The sequence below is a fragment of the Streptomyces sp. NPDC046915 genome (genome assembly GCF_040644935.1).
Taxonomy (GTDB): domain Bacteria; phylum Actinomycetota; class Actinomycetes; order Streptomycetales; family Streptomycetaceae; genus Streptomyces.
This window is the reverse complement of the sequence record NZ_JBEYXB010000016.1, coordinates 108,269-123,821: the sequence shown is the minus strand read 5'-3', so window position 1 is coordinate 123,821 and position 15,553 is coordinate 108,269. Positions and strand designations below refer to the sequence as shown.

Annotated in this window: 14 protein-coding genes; 7 read left to right on the top strand and 7 right to left on the bottom strand. The window is 70.9% G+C overall.

Annotation, left to right across the window (positions count from 1 at the left end; translation table 11 throughout):
• The first annotated feature begins 1 nt into the window (after position 1).
• Positions 2-2,761: an FtsX-like permease family protein gene (locus ABZ915_RS34210; RefSeq protein ID WP_361811279.1), complete on the top strand. Its 2,760-nt coding sequence runs from the start codon at positions 2-4 to the stop codon at positions 2,759-2,761.
• Between the two features lie 259 nt (positions 2,762-3,020).
• On the top strand, positions 3,021-3,983 hold the full coding sequence (locus ABZ915_RS34205) for an ABC transporter ATP-binding protein (RefSeq protein WP_361811277.1): 963 nt from the start codon (positions 3,021-3,023) through the stop codon (positions 3,981-3,983).
• 82 nt (positions 3,984-4,065) lie between these two features.
• Here ABZ915_RS34205 and ABZ915_RS34200 read toward each other — a convergent pair whose 3' ends face one another.
• Both ABZ915_RS34200 and ABZ915_RS34195 read right to left on the bottom strand, forming a co-directional pair.
• Complete coding sequence (locus ABZ915_RS34200; RefSeq protein ID WP_361811275.1) at positions 4,066-4,791, bottom strand: ABC transporter ATP-binding protein; 726 nt, start codon at positions 4,789-4,791, stop codon at positions 4,066-4,068.
• A gap of 377 nt (positions 4,792-5,168) precedes the next feature.
• Positions 5,169-5,771 (bottom strand): peptidase inhibitor family I36 protein, encoded by a 603-nt coding sequence (locus ABZ915_RS34195; RefSeq protein WP_361811273.1) that lies wholly within the window; start codon positions 5,769-5,771, stop codon positions 5,169-5,171.
• A 204-nt stretch (positions 5,772-5,975) separates the two neighbouring features.
• Between ABZ915_RS34195 and ABZ915_RS34190 the strand changes: the two genes are divergently transcribed.
• The 3 genes from ABZ915_RS34190 (at position 5,976) to ABZ915_RS34180 (ending at position 9,317) form a co-directional block, all read left to right on the top strand.
• Entirely contained in the window at positions 5,976-6,845 is an 870-nt protein-coding gene (locus ABZ915_RS34190) for a helix-turn-helix transcriptional regulator (protein WP_361811271.1), read from the top strand.
• Between the two features lie 787 nt (positions 6,846-7,632).
• A complete protein-coding gene (locus tag ABZ915_RS34185) occupies positions 7,633-9,174 on the top strand; it encodes a hypothetical protein (protein WP_361811269.1) in 1,542 nt (513 codons plus the stop codon).
• Complete coding sequence (locus ABZ915_RS34180) at positions 9,138-9,317, top strand: hypothetical protein (protein WP_361811267.1); 180 nt, start codon at positions 9,138-9,140, stop codon at positions 9,315-9,317. The genes ABZ915_RS34185 and ABZ915_RS34180 overlap by 37 nt, the downstream gene beginning before the upstream one ends.
• Before the next feature lie 225 nt (positions 9,318-9,542).
• Here ABZ915_RS34180 and ABZ915_RS34175 read toward each other — a convergent pair whose 3' ends face one another.
• From ABZ915_RS34175 to ABZ915_RS34165, 3 genes are all read right to left on the bottom strand, one after another.
• Entirely contained in the window at positions 9,543-10,130 is a 588-nt protein-coding gene (locus ABZ915_RS34175; RefSeq protein WP_361811555.1) for a hypothetical protein, read from the bottom strand.
• 100 nt (positions 10,131-10,230) lie between these two features.
• Positions 10,231-11,079, bottom strand: coding sequence for an inositol monophosphatase family protein (locus ABZ915_RS34170; protein ID WP_361811265.1), 849 nt, complete (start codon positions 11,077-11,079; stop codon positions 10,231-10,233).
• A 324-nt stretch (positions 11,080-11,403) separates the two neighbouring features.
• Positions 11,404-12,666: an alpha/beta fold hydrolase gene (locus ABZ915_RS34165; RefSeq protein ID WP_361811263.1), complete on the bottom strand. Its 1,263-nt coding sequence runs from the start codon at positions 12,664-12,666 to the stop codon at positions 11,404-11,406.
• Positions 12,667-12,702: 36 nt separating this feature from the next.
• On the opposite strand from ABZ915_RS34165, the gene ABZ915_RS34160 reads away from it, so the two are divergent.
• Positions 12,703-13,284: a helix-turn-helix domain-containing protein gene (locus ABZ915_RS34160; protein ID WP_361811262.1), complete on the top strand. Its 582-nt coding sequence runs from the start codon at positions 12,703-12,705 to the stop codon at positions 13,282-13,284.
• A 24-nt stretch (positions 13,285-13,308) separates the two neighbouring features.
• Here ABZ915_RS34160 and ABZ915_RS34155 read toward each other — a convergent pair whose 3' ends face one another.
• Complete coding sequence (locus tag ABZ915_RS34155; RefSeq protein WP_361811260.1) at positions 13,309-14,160, bottom strand: alpha/beta hydrolase; 852 nt, start codon at positions 14,158-14,160, stop codon at positions 13,309-13,311.
• A gap of 103 nt (positions 14,161-14,263) precedes the next feature.
• On the opposite strand from ABZ915_RS34155, the gene ABZ915_RS34150 reads away from it, so the two are divergent.
• Positions 14,264-14,677, top strand: coding sequence for a helix-turn-helix domain-containing protein (locus tag ABZ915_RS34150; protein ID WP_361811258.1), 414 nt, complete (start codon positions 14,264-14,266; stop codon positions 14,675-14,677).
• 20 nt (positions 14,678-14,697) lie between these two features.
• Here ABZ915_RS34150 and ABZ915_RS34145 read toward each other — a convergent pair.
• A protein-coding gene (locus ABZ915_RS34145; RefSeq protein ID WP_361811256.1) for an IS5 family transposase occupies positions 14,698-15,547 on the bottom strand; the annotation gives its coding sequence in 2 pieces (ribosomal slippage) (positions 14,698-15,196 and positions 15,195-15,547; 852 coding nt in all).
• Positions 15,548-15,553: the final 6 nt, after the last annotated feature.

Here is a 15,553-nt window from a genome sequence, read left to right as displayed (position 1 = left end):
CATGGTGATCCCGTTCAGGCGTGCGGAGCGTGCCACCGCCCCGTGGGTCCGCACCCGTCTGTGGTCTGCCCCCGGTGCCGCTCTCGCCCTCGCGCTGCTGGTGGCGGTGACCACCTGCCTGGCCGCCGCGTTCCCGCGCGCGCTGGAGCGGTACGAGGACGCGGGCCTGCGCCACTCCGTCGAACAGGTGCCTCACTTCCGGAGCGTCGTCGGTCTGTCCGCCCCGGCGCCGCTGCCGAACCTGCCGCAGGACCAGCGCGAGCAGGCACTGCGCCCCGCCACCGTGAAACGCCAGTACGACAGCATCCTCGGCACGGTCCGGCGCCCCTTCGTCCCCGACCCCGGCCAGTCGTCGTACGGCGTGGCCACCTCCGTCAACCAGGAGGTGCCCGAGCCCTGGCTGCCCCGGCCGAGCGGGCTGCCCGCCCGGGTCGCCCTCGTCGCACCGGCGGGCCTGGCCGACCACGCCCGGCTGAGCGAGGGCCGTCTGCCCCGCGCGTCCGGCACGGTCACAGCGACGACGCCCGAGGTGGAGGCGGCGGTCAGCGCGGACACCGCCAAGAGCCTGCACATCAACGTGGGGTCGGTCCTGCACGTCCCCGGCGCGGGCCGGGACGCGCTCGCCGTCCGGGTCACCGGCATCATCGACCCGCGCGACCGGGACGGCGCCTACTGGGCGACGGACACCCTGCTGCGCACGCCCGTGCTGATGCGGGTATCGCCCAACAGCGCGGAGTCGCCCCGGTACTGGCTCGGCGCCCTGTTGCTGCCGCCCGAGGCCGCCCCCGCGCTGCTGGGCACCGAGGGGCAGCCCTACCGCTACTGGCAGCTGGCCCCCGACCCGACCACCCTGCGCCACCGTGACCTGGGCGCGCTCAAGTCCGCGCTCGCCGCCCTGGTGTCGGGCCCCAGCCTTCAGCAGATACGCACCGCCACCGACCCCCTCACGGACGCCGACACCGGCCTCGACGACGTGCTCGCCTCCTACTCCCGCCTGCACTCCGGCGTCTCCCCGCTGATCGCGGTCGCGGCGTTCGGCAGCGGTACGGTCGCCGTTGTCGTCCTGGCGCTGGCGGGCGGCCTGGCCGCCGACCGCCGCCGCACAGAACTGGCCCTGCTGCGCGCCCGCGGCGCCTCGCTGCCCGGCCTCGGCGCCCGCCTGCTCGCGGAGACGGCGGTGGTCGCCGTCCCGGCCGGGGCGCTCGGCCTGGCCGTGGCGATCTGGGCCCTTCCCGGCGCCCGGGCCCTGCCCGCCGTACTGGCCGCCCTCGCGGCCACGGTCGTCGCCTGCGCCGCCCTCCCCCTGCGCGGGGCGGCCGCCCACCGGCTCGTCCGCATCCCCGCGCTCCGCCAGGACGTGACGTCCGTACGACTGTCCCGGCGGCGTACGGTCGCGGAACTGACGCTGGTGGCGGTGACCGCCGGCGCGGTGGTGACCCTGCGTCGGCAGGGCACGTCCGGCGGGTCCGGCGATCAGCTGATCTCGGCGGCACCCGTGCTGGTGGGGGTGATCGCCGCGCTGCTGCTGGTCCGCCTCTACCCGCTTCCCCTGCGTGGCCTGGCCGGCCCGGCCGGGCAGCTGCGCGGTGTGGTGATCCAGCTGTCCCTGGCCCGGGCCGGCCGCGGTTCCGTGTCCGCGGTGCTGCCGCTGCTCGCCCTGCTCACCGCCCTCACCACGGCCTCGTTCGGCGGCTCGGTCCTGGCGGGCATCAGCGAGACCAGGGACCATTCGGCGCTCCTCGCCGTCGGGGCCGACGCCCGACTGGAGTCGATGCTGGATCCCCTGCCCGCGGGGCTGGCCGGCCGGGTACGCCGGGTCTCCGGCGTGCGGGACGTGGCGGCGGTGAGCGTCGCGTACCGGGCGAAGCCGAACGACGGGCGCCAGGCGGTGCCGGTGGTGGGCGTGGATCCCGGCGGCTATGCGGAGCTGACGAGGCGGACGGGGCTCGGTGCCTTCTCCGAAGGAGTGTTGAGGAAGGGCCGGGGCGAGTTGCGGGCCGGCGCCGTGCTGCCCGCCGTGGCCTCCCCGAGCCTGGCGGACGCCCACGGCTCGTCTCCGTTCCCCGTCACCATGGAGGACGGCAGCAGTGTCACCGTCCGCATCGTCCTCGTCCGGGACATCACTCCAGCCGTGCCGGGCGGCGACTTCCTGGTGGTGGACCGCGCAGGCCTCGGCGCCACGGCGGCCAGGCCGACGACGCTGCTGGTGACAGGCTCGGAAGCGGACGGCCGTGCCCTGCGAGAGGCGGCCGGGGACGCGGTGTCGGTCCGCCTCCGCGCCGACGAGAGAGCCCGGTACGTCGACTCCCCCCTCCAGTCCGGCGTGGAGCACCTCTACACGGCGGCGGTGGCGGCAGGCGCCGGCTACGCCGTGCTCGCGCTGCTCCTGTCCCTCCTGCGCGCCGCTCCCGAGCGCATCGCGCTGCTCGCCCGCCTCCGCACCATGGGCCTCACCCGTGCGCAGGGACGTCGCCTGCTCGTCCTGGAGTCGCTGCCCCAGGCGGTGCTCGCCGCGGCGGGCGGCGTCCTGACCGGCTGGGCCGCGATCCGCCTGCTCTCCCCCGGCATGGACCTGACCGCAGTGGCCCTACCGCCCTCGGTCGTTCCCCTGGACCAGACGCTGCTGCACCCCGACGCCTGGTCACTGACGGTGCCGACGCTGGCCGTGGTGGTGGTGACGGTGGGAATCGCCGGCGTACAGGCGTGGTGGGCGGGGAGGAGAGGAGCGGTGCGGGAGTTGAGAGCAGGTGACACCGGGTGAGAAGGGCAGCCCACCCCGTCCCCGGTGGCCCGGCAACACAGCCCGGCGGCCTCGGGGCCAGACCCCGAGTGCCCCGGCGCCTCCGGCTCACGACCCCGGTCGGACTCGGCAGCCGCGCCCCCTGTCCTCGGCTGGGGTCCCCGGGGCCCCAGGCCTTGGCGGACTCGGCGGCCCCGGCCTCCACCCTGGCGGGCCACGCCCGCACACGGCAGCCCGGCGCGCGCCCGGCCGGCCGCGGCCCCATTGACCAAGGAGCCCGATGACGACGAATCCCACCCTCGCCGAACTGACCGACAAGGCGACCGCCACCCGCACTCGGCCCGCCTACGGCCATGACGCCCTCATCACCTGCGACCGTCTGGTCCGTATCTTCTCGGCGGACGGCGTGGAGGTGCAGGCCCTCCAGGGCCTCGACCTGCTCGTCCGCGAGGGCGAACTCATGGCCCTGGTGGGCGCCTCGGGCAGCGGCAAGTCCACCCTGATGAACATCCTGGCCGGCCTGGACACCCCCACCGCCGGGGCGGCCCAGGTGGCCGGCCACGACCTGCTGGCCATGACCGCGAAGGACCGTCTGCACTACCGGCGCGAGGTGGTCGGCTTCATCTGGCAGCAGACCTCCCGCAACCTGCTTCCGTATCTCACCGCGGCCCAGAACGTCGCCCTGCCCCTCCAACTGGCGGGCCGGCGACGCCGCTCCCGCTCCCAGGCCCGCGCCGAACGTGCCCTGGAACTGCTGGAGTTGCTCCAGGTCGCCGACTGCCGGGACCGCCGCCCACAGGAGATGTCCGGTGGTCAACAGCAGCGGGTCGCGATCGCCGTGGCCCTCGCCTGCGACCCGGCGGTGCTGCTCGCCGACGAACCCACCGGCGAGCTGGACTCCCACACCGCCCAGCAGGTCTTCGCCGCCTTCCGCACGGCGAACGAGGAACTGGGCACCACGATCGTCATCGTCACCCATGACCGCGCCGTGGCCGCCGAGGTCCGCCGCACGGTCGCCATCCGCGACGGCCGCACCGCCACGGAGGTCCTGCGCCGCAGCGAGGTCGACGAGACCACCGGCCACGAGACGTTGGTGGCCCGCGAGTACGCGATGCTCGACCGGGCCGGACGCCTCCAGTTGCCTGCCGAGTACACGAGGGCGCTGGGCATGCGCGACCGGGTGGCGCTGGATCTGGACGAGGACCACATCACGGTATGGCCGGACGACAGCGGGCACAGCTGATCGCCGGCTGTGACCGAACAGCAGGCGCTCGGGCCGCTCGCCGCATCAACGCGCCGTGGCGGCCAGGTCGACGGTGAACCCGTCACCTGACAGGCGACGGCTCGGCCTGCTCCCCCGCCTCGTCCCATATCCCCCCGTCGCGCAGTTCCAGCACCCGGTCGGCCAGGTCGAGCAGCGTCGCGTCATGCGTAGCCACCAGGGCCGTGACGTGTTCGCTGCGCACGACCGCCCGCAGCAGTTCCATCACCGCATGGCCGGTCTCCGCGTCCAGCTGGCCGGTGGGCTCGTCGGCGATCAGCAACGAGGGGTTGTTGGCCAGAGCGCGGGCGATGGCGACCCGCTGCTGCTGGCCGCCGGAGAGCTCGCCGGGCCGCTGGGCCGCGTGGTCGGCGAGACCCACCAGGGACAGCAACAGCTCGACGCGCTCCTCCCGCTCCCGTACATCGGCCCGGCGCATGCGCATCGGCACACCCACGTTCTCCGCGGCCGTCAGGATCGGGATGAGGCCGAAGGACTGGAAGACGAAGCCGATCCGGTCCCGGCGCAGCGCCAGCAGGCCGTCCTCGCCGAGCTCGGACAGGTCGAGGCCGTCCACGGTGACCCGCCCCCGGTCCGGTGCGTCGAGCCCTCCGACGATGTTCAGCAGGGTGGTCTTCCCGGAGCCCGAGCGCCCCTTGAGCGCAACGAGCTCACCGCGAGGGATGTCGAATGACACGCCGCGCAGGGCATGGACGGCGGCGGCTCCCTGGCCGTACGACCTGTGGACATTCTCGACGCGCACCATGGTCCCGGTGACGACCTGGCTCATGTGTCCTCCCTTGATCCCCCGTGGGCCGGGCGCCAGTATCGCGGCCTTCCGCCCGGCCCTCAATGCTTCTCCGGCCGCCCCGCTCGTCCGGGTGCAGGGGCCGGATCGTCGGCAAAGCCGCGCAGCGCAGTCGCGTAGCTCGAACCCTGGCTGCTGCAGGACGCGGAGAGCCTGGGCCCAGCTCCTTGGCACAGACAGTCTCGTACTCACGCCTGGACGCGCACCGCGTGCTGCGGCGCCGCGCTGGTGGCTCACCAGATCATCGAGCGGACCTGGGCCAGCGTGCACACCGCTGGGCACGGGCGGACAGCGAATGGCGGGTGCGGCTCCGCTCCCCCGAGCGGAGCCGCACCCGCCCGACTTGCGGCGAGAGGCGGCTAGCAGACCTTCACGTACCAGACGGGGTGCCAGTTGGCGTTCGCGTCCCACGAGTTCTCGCCTGCGGGCGGGGTCTGGTAGACCAGGTTCTTGGTCTTGCCGTACATCCGGGCGACCGTGCCGGGCGTCTGGTTGTTCCACCACGACCCGCCGCTGTTCCAGCCGTCGGGAATCTCCCAGTAGGTGTTGCACGAGGAGTGCTGCCAGACGGTGCCCTCGTAGTTCGCCTTGGGCCAGCCGCAGAAGTTCGTGTAGTCGCAGTCGGCGGCGTCCGCCGGGCGGGTGGTGGTCCGCAGGTCGCGGGCGTACTTCTCGCCCGGGACGGCTACCAGGACGAAGCCGTCCGGGACGTCGATGCGGTTGGCGGAGACCTGGGTGCCGCCCGTCTGGGCGAGGTACCGGTCGACCTCCTTCTGAAGTGCCGTGGTCTGCGCGGTGGTGAGCCCGGCGTGCGCGGCCTGGGCGGCGTACCGGCTGCCGACGGCCGTGTTGGCGGCGGCGCTGGACACCCCGGCCGCGGCGGCGAGCGTCAGCGCCGGACTCACGAGGACGACGATCAGCCGCCTCGCTCCTAAGCTCGGGCGGGTGCGATGAGTGGTCACTGGTCTGCCTCCCCTTCGCCGACCGGTGACGGCCGGCGGAGCTGCCATGGATGAGGGCATGTCCTTCGGCGATGCCCCTTGGCGAGGACCCTGCCAGCCGGAGGGCGGGCCTGGATTGTAGGAAAGCGACTCGTGCCCCGCCGGGGGCGCCGAAGGGCGTACGGTGATGATTGGCATAGACGCGCCATTTCTGGGGGAATGGTCGTGACACCAGGGGCATCTGACGACCGGCAGCTGGTCCGCGGACTGCCGAGCCCCGCACTGCGCGGGGCGGTGCTGGGCTACCGGGGGTTCCGCTTCGGGGCGCGCACGCCGCGCCGCAGACTGCTCGTGCCTGATGGAGTGGTGAAGGTGATGCTGGGCTTCGCCGCTCCGGTCGATGTGATCGACGCTGTGGCGCCGCGCCGCCTGGCCGCTGCCGCCTCCCTGGTCAACGGACTGCGCAGCACCGCCACGATCGGCCAGCACCGGGGACTCCTGCACGGTGTCACCATCCTGCTGTCACCCCCGGCGGCCTACCGGCTCTTCGCCGTCCCCACGGCCGAGTGGGCACAGCTGCCCCTGGACCCGGCCGACCTCCTCGGCCCCGGTCTCACGGAACTGACAGAGCGGCTGGCCGAGTGCCCCGACTGGCCGGACCGTTTCGCTCTGCTCGACCAAGCGCTGGCCGCGCGGCTGGACACGGGCCCTGCCTGCCGCCCCGAGGTGGCGTGGGCCTGGGAGGAACTGCGGCGCACCGGCGGGCAGACACCCGTGAGGGAACTCGCCAGCAGCACCGGCTGGAGCCGCCGCCACCTGGAGCGGTGGTTCCGCGAGCAGATCGGGCTTACCCCCAAGGGAGCCGCCCAGGTGCTGCGCCTGCAGTCCGCACTGCGACTGAAGCGGGCCGGGATGCCCTGGGCCATGGCCGCGACCGGAGCCGGCTTCCACGACCAGCCGCACTTCTCGCACACCTTCAAGACCATGATCGGCTGCACTCCCGGCAGGTTCCATGACGAACGCTCCACCGGTACCCCGGACGATCTCCTCGACTTCCTCCCCGAGCAGGTGACCAGCATCCTCCTCGCCCGATGAGCAGCGCCTTGGCCACGCTCCAGGCCGAGTAGACATGTTCGGTGGTGACGAGCGTGGCGCGGGCATCGGCTCTCCGACGCAGGCCCAGCGGCGGATGCCCCGGGCTGGCTCTGCCCCGGCCCACTGCCGCCCGCGCCTGTTGCCGCCGGCCGGGTATCCGTTGGCGTACCACCAGCTGTCGATGTACCCCAGGCCGGACAGGTCCGGCTCCGGCAGACCCGCGTCCACCATTGCCTTCGCACCTTCGGGCGTCAGCTCCACCTTGATGCTCCCCGCGTCCGATTCACGGTCGAACGTTTTCAGGGCCTCCAGCGCTTCCACCTGGCTGCCGCAGATCGGGAGGTGAACCGCGAATACGCGGGAGCTGCCCCCGTTGTGTGCCCCGGCGCGGATCAGCAGGCACATCGTCTCGGTGAAGGCACTCCAGGCCCCCTACTGTGATCCGGTAGTAGGGGCCGTCCTCCTCTGTGTGATCACCGTTGCACGCGGGTGCGGTGACCTGTGGGCGGCAGGATTCGCACTGAGCGCCTTCGGTCGCCACACGCACCCGGTCGCACGACGCGCACAGCCAGGAGTCGCACCCCTTGCAGCGGTTCGGGGCGGGGTAGCCCGCGGAGTGCATTCCCACGTCTTCGGGCAACTGCTCGTCGTCCGTCGGCCCGCTCGAACAGCGGCGCGCCTTGGTCTTCACCATCCGGATGCACCTCGCCTCGCCCACCGGCCCTGGGAGCACGGCACATGAAAAAAATCCCGAACTCATCCATCACGTTCGAGGCAGGATGCCTCTGTGCGTCACATCCTGTGCGGGCTCGCCGCCAATCCAGCCCTGTCGTCCGAGCTGGTCGACCGGCTGATATCCATCGCGGACGACGACATCGCCACGAATCTCGCCTGTCGCGCGGACCTCAGCCGTGCACAGGCGGTCGCGTTGGCCGAGCGCGTCGACAAGAGCGCGGTGCAGCTCGCGTACGAGGGTCGGCTGACCGCCGCCGACATCGATCCCTCTGTCTGGCCGGATGCCGCCCTCGCCCTGCTCGACCAGGGTGTCGGCCGCCCGGAGTGGGCGCGTCTCCTCGCGGCGGACCCGGTCCGTGAGCGCCGGGAGAAGCTGGCAGCCTGCCCTGGCCTCCCGTCCGACGTGGTGGACACGCTCGCGGCGGACCCCGACGTACGTGTCGTCGCCGAGCTCGCGTTGTGGACCATCCCAGAGGTGGCCGCGAGGCTCGCGGCGCACCCGCACGCCGAGGTGCGCCGCGCGGTCGCGGGCAATGAGGCGACGCCCCCGGCCACACTGGCAGCGTTGGTGACCGCGGAGGGGCTGCCTGCGGCGCGACGCTGCCTGGTCTGTGACCGCGAGGAGACTCCCTTCGTTCACGATCCGCAGTGCCCACGGCTCGACTGCGACCTGCTGCCGGGCGCCTCCTGCGACGGCTCCCACGAGTCCACCGTCCACACCATGCTGGAGGCGGCACTCCGTAATCCTGCGACCCCCATCGAAGCCGTCGTCGGCTTCGTGGACCATCCGTCGATGCTGTTGCGCTGGGCGCTCGTCGGCCGCCAGGACCTGCCCCAGCAAGCGTGCGCACGGCTCGCCTTAGACCCCACTCCCGGTGTCCGCGCCGACCTTGCCGAAAATCCCGCGATCGACGACGCCCTGATGCATACGCTGGCCGGCGACCGTGACCCTGACGTGCGCCGCAGGCTCGCACACCACCCCCGCGTGCCGCTCGACGTGCTCACCCGCGTGGCCCGAACTGTCAGGATCGGCGCCACCCTTCTGCCCCGTATTGCCGCCTCCTCTCCCGCCGAGGTCGAAGAGCTGGCCACGTCACCGGACCCGGCTGCCCGAATGCTCGTGGCCCAACGACGCGATTTGCCGCCCGAGACACGCAACCGGCTGGCCGACGACCTCGACGCGAAGGTGGTCAAGGCCATCGCTCCGCACCCCGGCCTCACCGAAGCGCAGTTGCGCGCCATGGTCGACCGACACGGTGTCCGTGTCCTGGCCAAGGTGGCGACCAATCCAGACGCGCCCCCGGCGCTGCTGGAGGACCTGGTCCGGCACGAACCAGCGGTGCAGAAGGTGTTCCGTGAGGTTGCCCGGCATCGCGGGGCGACGGACTCGGCGCTGCTCGTCTGCCTGGCGGACATACAGGCGAGACCCGTAGCCGCCGGCCACCCAGCACTCCCGCCGCCGGTCATCGAAGAACTGCTCGCCGACGCGGACTGGCGGGTAGTGGAAGCAGCAGCAGCCAACCCTTCCCTGCCGCCTGCCGTGATGTCGGATCTGGTGTGCCGGCAGTCAGGGCCCTGCCCGCCGACCTGGTGAAGCCCGAGGCGGTGATGGAGGTGGCCGTCGACGTCGCCCGGGACATCGCCGGACGGCGGCATCCGGCCCGGCCCTACCGCGTCCGCACAGACGTCGACGTAGCGCAGGTACCGCTGTTCGGCGAGGATGCCGCCTCGTCATGAGTCTTCCTTTGGGCCGTGGTCGGCTTCGTGGCCGGGCCGGCCTGGGGCGGGCTCCTGGCTCAGGTCGAGATGGCAGCGCAGCCGTACGCCCGGCGATCACCTCTTGGATGACGAAAGCGGCTCGCGTCGTCCGCGGCCGCGACGCCGACGCCGACGCCGACGAGCCCCGGTTCCGCGACGTGTTCGTCCCTGATCGGTTGCCATTCGGCTTCTCGGTGAACCGCCTCATGCTGTGGACTCGGAGCTGCGGGCCTCTTCGTAGTCCGGCTCCGGTATCGGACCCTTCTTCTTTTCGACAGCAGGCAAGGTAATCAGCAGCACAGCTGCTCCGAGGAGTGCGATGACCGCGATCCAGCCCGCACCGACGTGCATGGCATGGATAAACGCATTGTCAGCAGCCTGAGCAAGAGTGGGCCGGTGGATGGCGGTGGCGACGTGGCGGGCCTGTTCGGCGGAAACTCGTGCCTGATCGTGCACCGGACCGGGTGCGCCCTCCAGCGAAGGTTCGATCGCACGTCGGTACATGATCGACATGATCGTGCCGCCTACCGCGATTCCGATGACACTGCCGGTTTGTCGCACGGTGTTGGTGACCGCCGATCCTGCACCGGCCTGTTCCAGCGGCAGGTTGCTGATCAATGCGGCCGTCACGGGGCCGATCACCATGCCGATCGAGAGACCCTGTATCAACAACAGGATCTCGATCCAGACGAGTGGAGTTCGGAGTCCGAGGAACCCGTACCCGCCCATGGTCAACGCAGCCACGGTTAGCGCCGGCACGGTGATGAGGCGTAGTGACAGACGGCGAACCAGGCGCGAGGCAAGGTGCTTGGCCGTGGTGTCCGCGTCTTAAGCGAGGTGGTGGAGGTAGAGCGGACCTGCCGGTGGGCTCGCTCAGCGGCGTCGTCAGCCGCTAATCCCCATCGGCCAGGGTCTGCAAGTCGCGACTGTGCGGCAGGCCCTCCATCAGATGCAAGAACTCGTCATGCAGCCGGCCGTTGGTGACCAGCACCGACATATCACCGTCCAGAACGGATGCTCCGCTCAGGTCGGTCACCCGGCCGCCCGCTTCCGTGACGATGACCGGCATCGGAGCGACGTCCTCGTAGCCCATCGGGGGACCAGCAATCACGCCGGCATCGGCTTGGCCTGTCACCAGGGCCGCGATCATGCCTGTTGAAGGGATCAGGAAGACCCGGCGGTGAAGAGCGGAAAGGAGTTCTTCCGGCCAGCCTGCCGGGTTATGCATCAGGGTTCGTGCCCCGCCGAGGCTGGTCCGCTCCGTGACCTGGGCAGTGTGGCCCGACCGGAGGTGAGGGGCCGGACCTTGCAGCACCCAGCAGCCCAGACCACGACCCGCCACGACCATCTGCTGTCTCATGGGCATGTTGATCACACCGATAGCCGGTCCGTACTCGTCCTCGTATGCGAGATCGTTCGAGAACAGTGGCACCCGGTGGGTGAAGTACGTGGTGCCATTGATGGGGTCGATGATCCATCGTCGGCCCGATAACCCGCTGGTCGCACCTCCCTCTTCGCCAAAGATTCCGTCGTCTGGCACCCGGCGACTCAGCTCGGCCCTGACCAACTCCTCAACCGCCACGTCGATCTCGGTGACCTCGCTGCCATCCTCCTTGCGACGGCTGTGCCAGTCACCGCCGAAGAAGCCTTCCGCGGACATCTGCCCAGCACGAGCCGCCAGGAGCACAGCGAAGTCCAGAAGCTCCCGGTCAACGGGAGGAGCATCGAATGCACAGTCCATCCGTCCAGCCTTTCACGGCTCTCTGACCGCCGGGTGGTCGGTGTTCGTCACTCCGAACCCAGCGCAGCCCCCGCCGCCGCACGAGGCGTAACCAGCAGACTGCGCCGCGCGCCAGCTAGCCTGCGCCTGACAGCCCTGCAATGCCACGCCCCGCCCAACCCTGAGCTTGGTGTGTCCCCCGATATTTCGCCCCGGCGGGGACCGGGAAAAGACCAGAGGCGGAGCAGTCGCCTGTTGCTCACCGGCAGGTGCGGGGGGGAGCTGTTCCGACTCGGTATCCGTGAGATCACCGCGTTCACACTGCCCCATAGGGCACGCCCTCCCCTACCGTCGGACCAGCCAGGTCGCGATCTCGTCCACCACCGCGGGGTCTACATGTCCTGGCCGCACGTACTCGGCCGGGGTGGGTTGGCCACTGCCGGGAAAGAAGAGGTGGTTGGCGTCCTCGTGGATCCTGATCGTCACCTCGGGCCGGCGCGCCAGGGCATGCTGCCAGCCTGTCAGATCGTCGGCGACGGTCACTTGGTAGTCCCGCCCGCCCTGGAGGATCAGCATCGGGCAGACCAGTTGGGCTGCCGTGGCCACCGGGTCGTAGGCACGCAGATCGAGCCAGTAGGCGGCGGAGAACCCCAGTGGCAGCAGCTTTGACGGCGTGTCCGGATTGAGTTCCGGGTCCGTCACCGACTCGGCCTGCTGGACCAGTGCCGACACCGCCTCGTCCGCGTTTGGACCGGGAGCGAGCTCCGCGAGATACCGGGCCACCCGGACGGCCGCCTCATGCATCGGCTGCGTGTCCGCGGCGAGCAGCACCAGGCCCGCGATCGACGGGTCGGCGGCGGCGATTCGGGGCGCCACCTTGCCGCCCATGCTGTGCCCGAGCAGGTGGATCCGGTCCGTTGCTACCTCAGGCTGCTGTCGGAGCAGTTGGACGGCGGCGAGTGCATGGGGCAGGTACTCGTCGGCCATGGTGAAGTCCGAGGGCAGACGATCCGGGTGTGTGAAGGTCACTTTGTCGAAGCGCAGTACGGCCACCTGTCGGGAGGCGAGCCCCCAGGCGAGGTCCTTCAGCGGCTTGTTCGGGCCGCTGCTTTCGTCCCGGTCGAACGCGCCACCACCACTGAGCAGCACCACGGCGGGCCACGGTCCGTGGCCGGCCGGCAGGCTGAGCGTGCCGGGGACCGCGAGCGGCCCGGTGCCGACCAGGACGTCCCGCTCGGTGAACCGGTCCGCATTCGCGTAGTGCGGCGGCTGCCACTCGGCGCCGCCGTGCGTATCGAATCTCAATCCGTGCAACAGACCGTCGTCGCCGACCGACGTGACCACGGTGAAGCTGCCGTTGACGCAGGTCACCGGGATACGCACGCGCACCAGGTCGCCATCGCCGGCCTCGGTCACCGGCTCCTCGACCACTGTGACCCCGCCTTGTCCGGCAGCCTCGGCCGCCCACGCGAGCCGCAGCACCTCGGCGGAGACCGCGGCCCGCAGCGGGGGCGCGAACAGCCCCACGGTTTCACCGAACCGCTCCGCCTGCAGCAGCGCGGCGAAGCCCCGCGCCACCTCCAGCACCCCACCCTCATTCATTCTCATACTTGAGAAAGGTAGCAGTTGTGAGAACGTTAGGGCATGGACTCCCTGGACCTGCTCGCCCACCCCATCCGGCTGCGGATCGTGCACGCGCTGGGCGGTGGAAGGCTGCTGACCACCGCTCAGCTCTGCGCGCGCATCCCAGAAACCTCCAAAGCCACCGTCTACCGGCACATCGATCTACTGATGGGCGGCGGGATCCTGGAGGTGGCCGAGGAGCATAGGGTGCGTGGCGCGATGCAACGGCACTACCGGCTGCGACAGGACCGGGCCGTGATCGGCCCTGACGTGGTCCGCACTCTCACCCCCGAGAACCACCGGCAGGCATTCGCCACCGCAATGACCGCCCTGCTGGCCGAGTTCAACGCCTATCTCGACCGCGACGGAGCCGACCCCGTGGCCGACCAGGTGGGTTACCGGCAGCATGCACTCTGGCTCAGCCCGGCGGAACTGGAGGAACTGATCGGCGAACTGCGCGCGGCCATCGCGCCGAAACTCGCCAACCAGCAGAGTCCCGAGCGAGCACAATACCTGCTCAGCCCTATCCACTTCCCGATGGAAGCCCCTCAACTGGAACCCGAGCGGCCGACGACAGGGGCCGAGCAGGAGACAGACACGTGATCGGCCGGACAGCTCCTACCCCGGTCACGCTGCTTTCGCGTCCTCACCGGCCAGGAACGGATGCAGCAGCGTGAGCAGGGCGTGCGGCCGGTGCAGCGGGATGATGTGGCCGCAGTCTTCGATGACGTGTCCGGTGAGATCGTCGGTGACCGGGCGGAGTTGGCGTTCCAGCGCAGGACCCACGGGCCGGGCGCCCAGCGCCATCGTTGGCACCGTCAGGCGGGCAGTGGCGACCGCCTGCTCGATCTGTACTGCGCTCTCGGGCAGGGCCCGGTAGTACGAGAACGCGCAGCTCAAGGCCTGGCGGCCGGTGTATGCGCGGACGAACGCGTCCCGGAGGGCGGGGCGCACACCGTCGCCCAGCGTGCCGGCGCTCAGAAACCAGTCGACGTAGGCGGCCTCGTGGCCCTCCAACACGGTCTCGGCAAGGCTGGGCGCGGCGGCGTGGAAGCCGAACCACCACGGCGGCCCGTCGGCGAGGAAGTCCTCGGCGCCAGGCAGCCTGCCCAGAAGGGACTCCATGACGACCAGGCGCCTGACGAGACCAGGGCGGCGCAGGGCGAGGAGGAAGGCCGGCGCGGTGCCCGCGTCGATGCCCACCGCCGCGGCCGAGGACACGCCGAGCGTGGTGAGAAGCGCCGCGGCGTCCTCGGCCAGGGTGCCCGCGTCGTACCCGGAGGCGGCCCGGCTGCTCGCGCCGAACCCGCGCAGGTCCGGCGCGATAACGAGGTAGCGGCCGGACAGATCGGCCATGACGTCCGTCCACAGCTCCCAGGTGTGCGGGAAGCCATGCAGCAGCAGGACAGCCGGGCCCGATCCGGAGAGGGCGACGTTCAGTTCGACACCGTTGGCGAGGACGCGTCGCAGCTCGGGCATGGAGGGACTCCAGGTGCTTGGTGAGTGATGGTGACTAGGTCACGCTAGGGAACTACCCTGGTCTGCCCAAGACGGCACTTTCCCTTCAGGTGGTGAGCCCCAGGTGACCACGTCGAGGCCCGGCGGACGTGACCAGCGACCCGGTGAGCGCGGGGACCTGCTGGATCCGCGCTGCCCGACCCGCCAGTTGCTCGACCGTATCGGCACCAAGTGGACGTCGATGGCGGTCAAGGTGCTGGCCGAGGAGGCTCCGGGTGAGCTCCGTTTCGCGGAACTGCGGCGCCGTATCCCTGGCATCTCACAGAAGATGCTGTCCGTCACCCTGCACAGCCTGGTCCGCGATGGTCTGGTCGCTCGCCGCGTGGAACCCACCGTGCCGCCCGCCGTCCACTACCGGCTTACCGAGCTCGGCCTGTCCCTCGAAGGACCGCTCTCCGCCCTACGAGTCTGGGCCGAGACGCACATGCCGGAGATCGACCGCAGCAACCAGCTCGCCGACGAGTCACCCCCCAATTAGCCGTGGACCGAATGCGCTGGTCACAGCCGCTCGTTGATGGCCGCGACAAGGACGGTCACCTCGTAGCGGACCGTCAACTTGTCATACCGCGTGGCTACGGCCCAGTGTCTTTTGAGGCGGTTAATACCGCACTCGACCGCGTACCGGTCGCGGTAGTCAGTCGGGTCGAGTTTCGGCGACCGACCGCCAAGCGAGCCGCGATTCTTGCGGTTTCGGGCCTGGTCGGCCTTGTCCGGGATGGTGCAGCGGATGCCACACCGTCGCAGGTAGACGCGGTTCTTGCGAGAGGCGTACCCCGTGTCCGCGCGAACCCGCCGCGGCTGGGTGCGGGGCCTGCCCGTCCCCAGCCGGGGAACCCGGAGGCGGCCCAGGACGACCTCGAACTGCGGGGCGTCCCCTCGCTGCCCTGCGGTGATGACGATCGACATGGGCTTTTGCCGCTGCTCGACGGCCAGGTGCAGCTTGGTGGTCAGGCCACCGCGCGAGCGTCCGAGGCCATGGTCGACCGGCTCGGCGGCGACGCCGCCGGGCGGCTCCTTCTGCAGACCCCCCTTTTCGCGCCCCGGCGGCGTGCTGGTGGGCACGGACGATGGTGGAGTCGACGTTGAGGTCCCAGGTGATCAGGTCCTTCGCGTCGGCCCAGGCCTGCAGTTCGGTGAAGATCCGCTCCCAGGTGCCGTTCCGCTGCCAGCGGCGGAACAGGTCGTACGCCCGGCCCCACGGCCCATACCGTTCCGGCACATCCCGCCACGGGGTACCGGTGCGGACCCGGAAGCATATGCCGTCGATCAGCTGTCTCCTAGTCCATATCGGCGGCCAGCCGGACTTCTTGCCCTTCGGCAACAGCGGCTCCAGCAGCGCCCATTGCATCCGCTC

What these genes read in the sequence shown, in the direction of transcription:
- ABZ915_RS34210 (WP_361811279.1), top strand. Translation starts at nt 2, where the DNA reads ATGGTGATCCCGTTCAGGCGTGCGGAGCGTGCCACCGCCCCGTGGGTC.
- ABZ915_RS34205 (WP_361811277.1), top strand. Translation starts at nt 3,021, where the DNA reads ATGACGACGAATCCCACCCTCGCCGAACTGACCGACAAGGCGACCGCC.
- ABZ915_RS34200 (WP_361811275.1), bottom strand. Translation starts at nt 4,791, where the DNA reads ATGAGCCAGGTCGTCACCGGGACCATGGTGCGCGTCGAGAATGTCCAC.
- ABZ915_RS34170 (WP_361811265.1), bottom strand. Translation starts at nt 11,079, where the DNA reads ATGGACTGTGCATTCGATGCTCCTCCCGTTGACCGGGAGCTTCTGGAC.
- ABZ915_RS34165 (WP_361811263.1), bottom strand. Translation starts at nt 12,666, where the DNA reads ATGAGAATGAATGAGGGTGGGGTGCTGGAGGTGGCGCGGGGCTTCGCC.
- ABZ915_RS34160 (WP_361811262.1), top strand. Translation starts at nt 12,703, where the DNA reads ATGGACTCCCTGGACCTGCTCGCCCACCCCATCCGGCTGCGGATCGTG.
- ABZ915_RS34155 (WP_361811260.1), bottom strand. Translation starts at nt 14,160, where the DNA reads ATGCCCGAGCTGCGACGCGTCCTCGCCAACGGTGTCGAACTGAACGTC.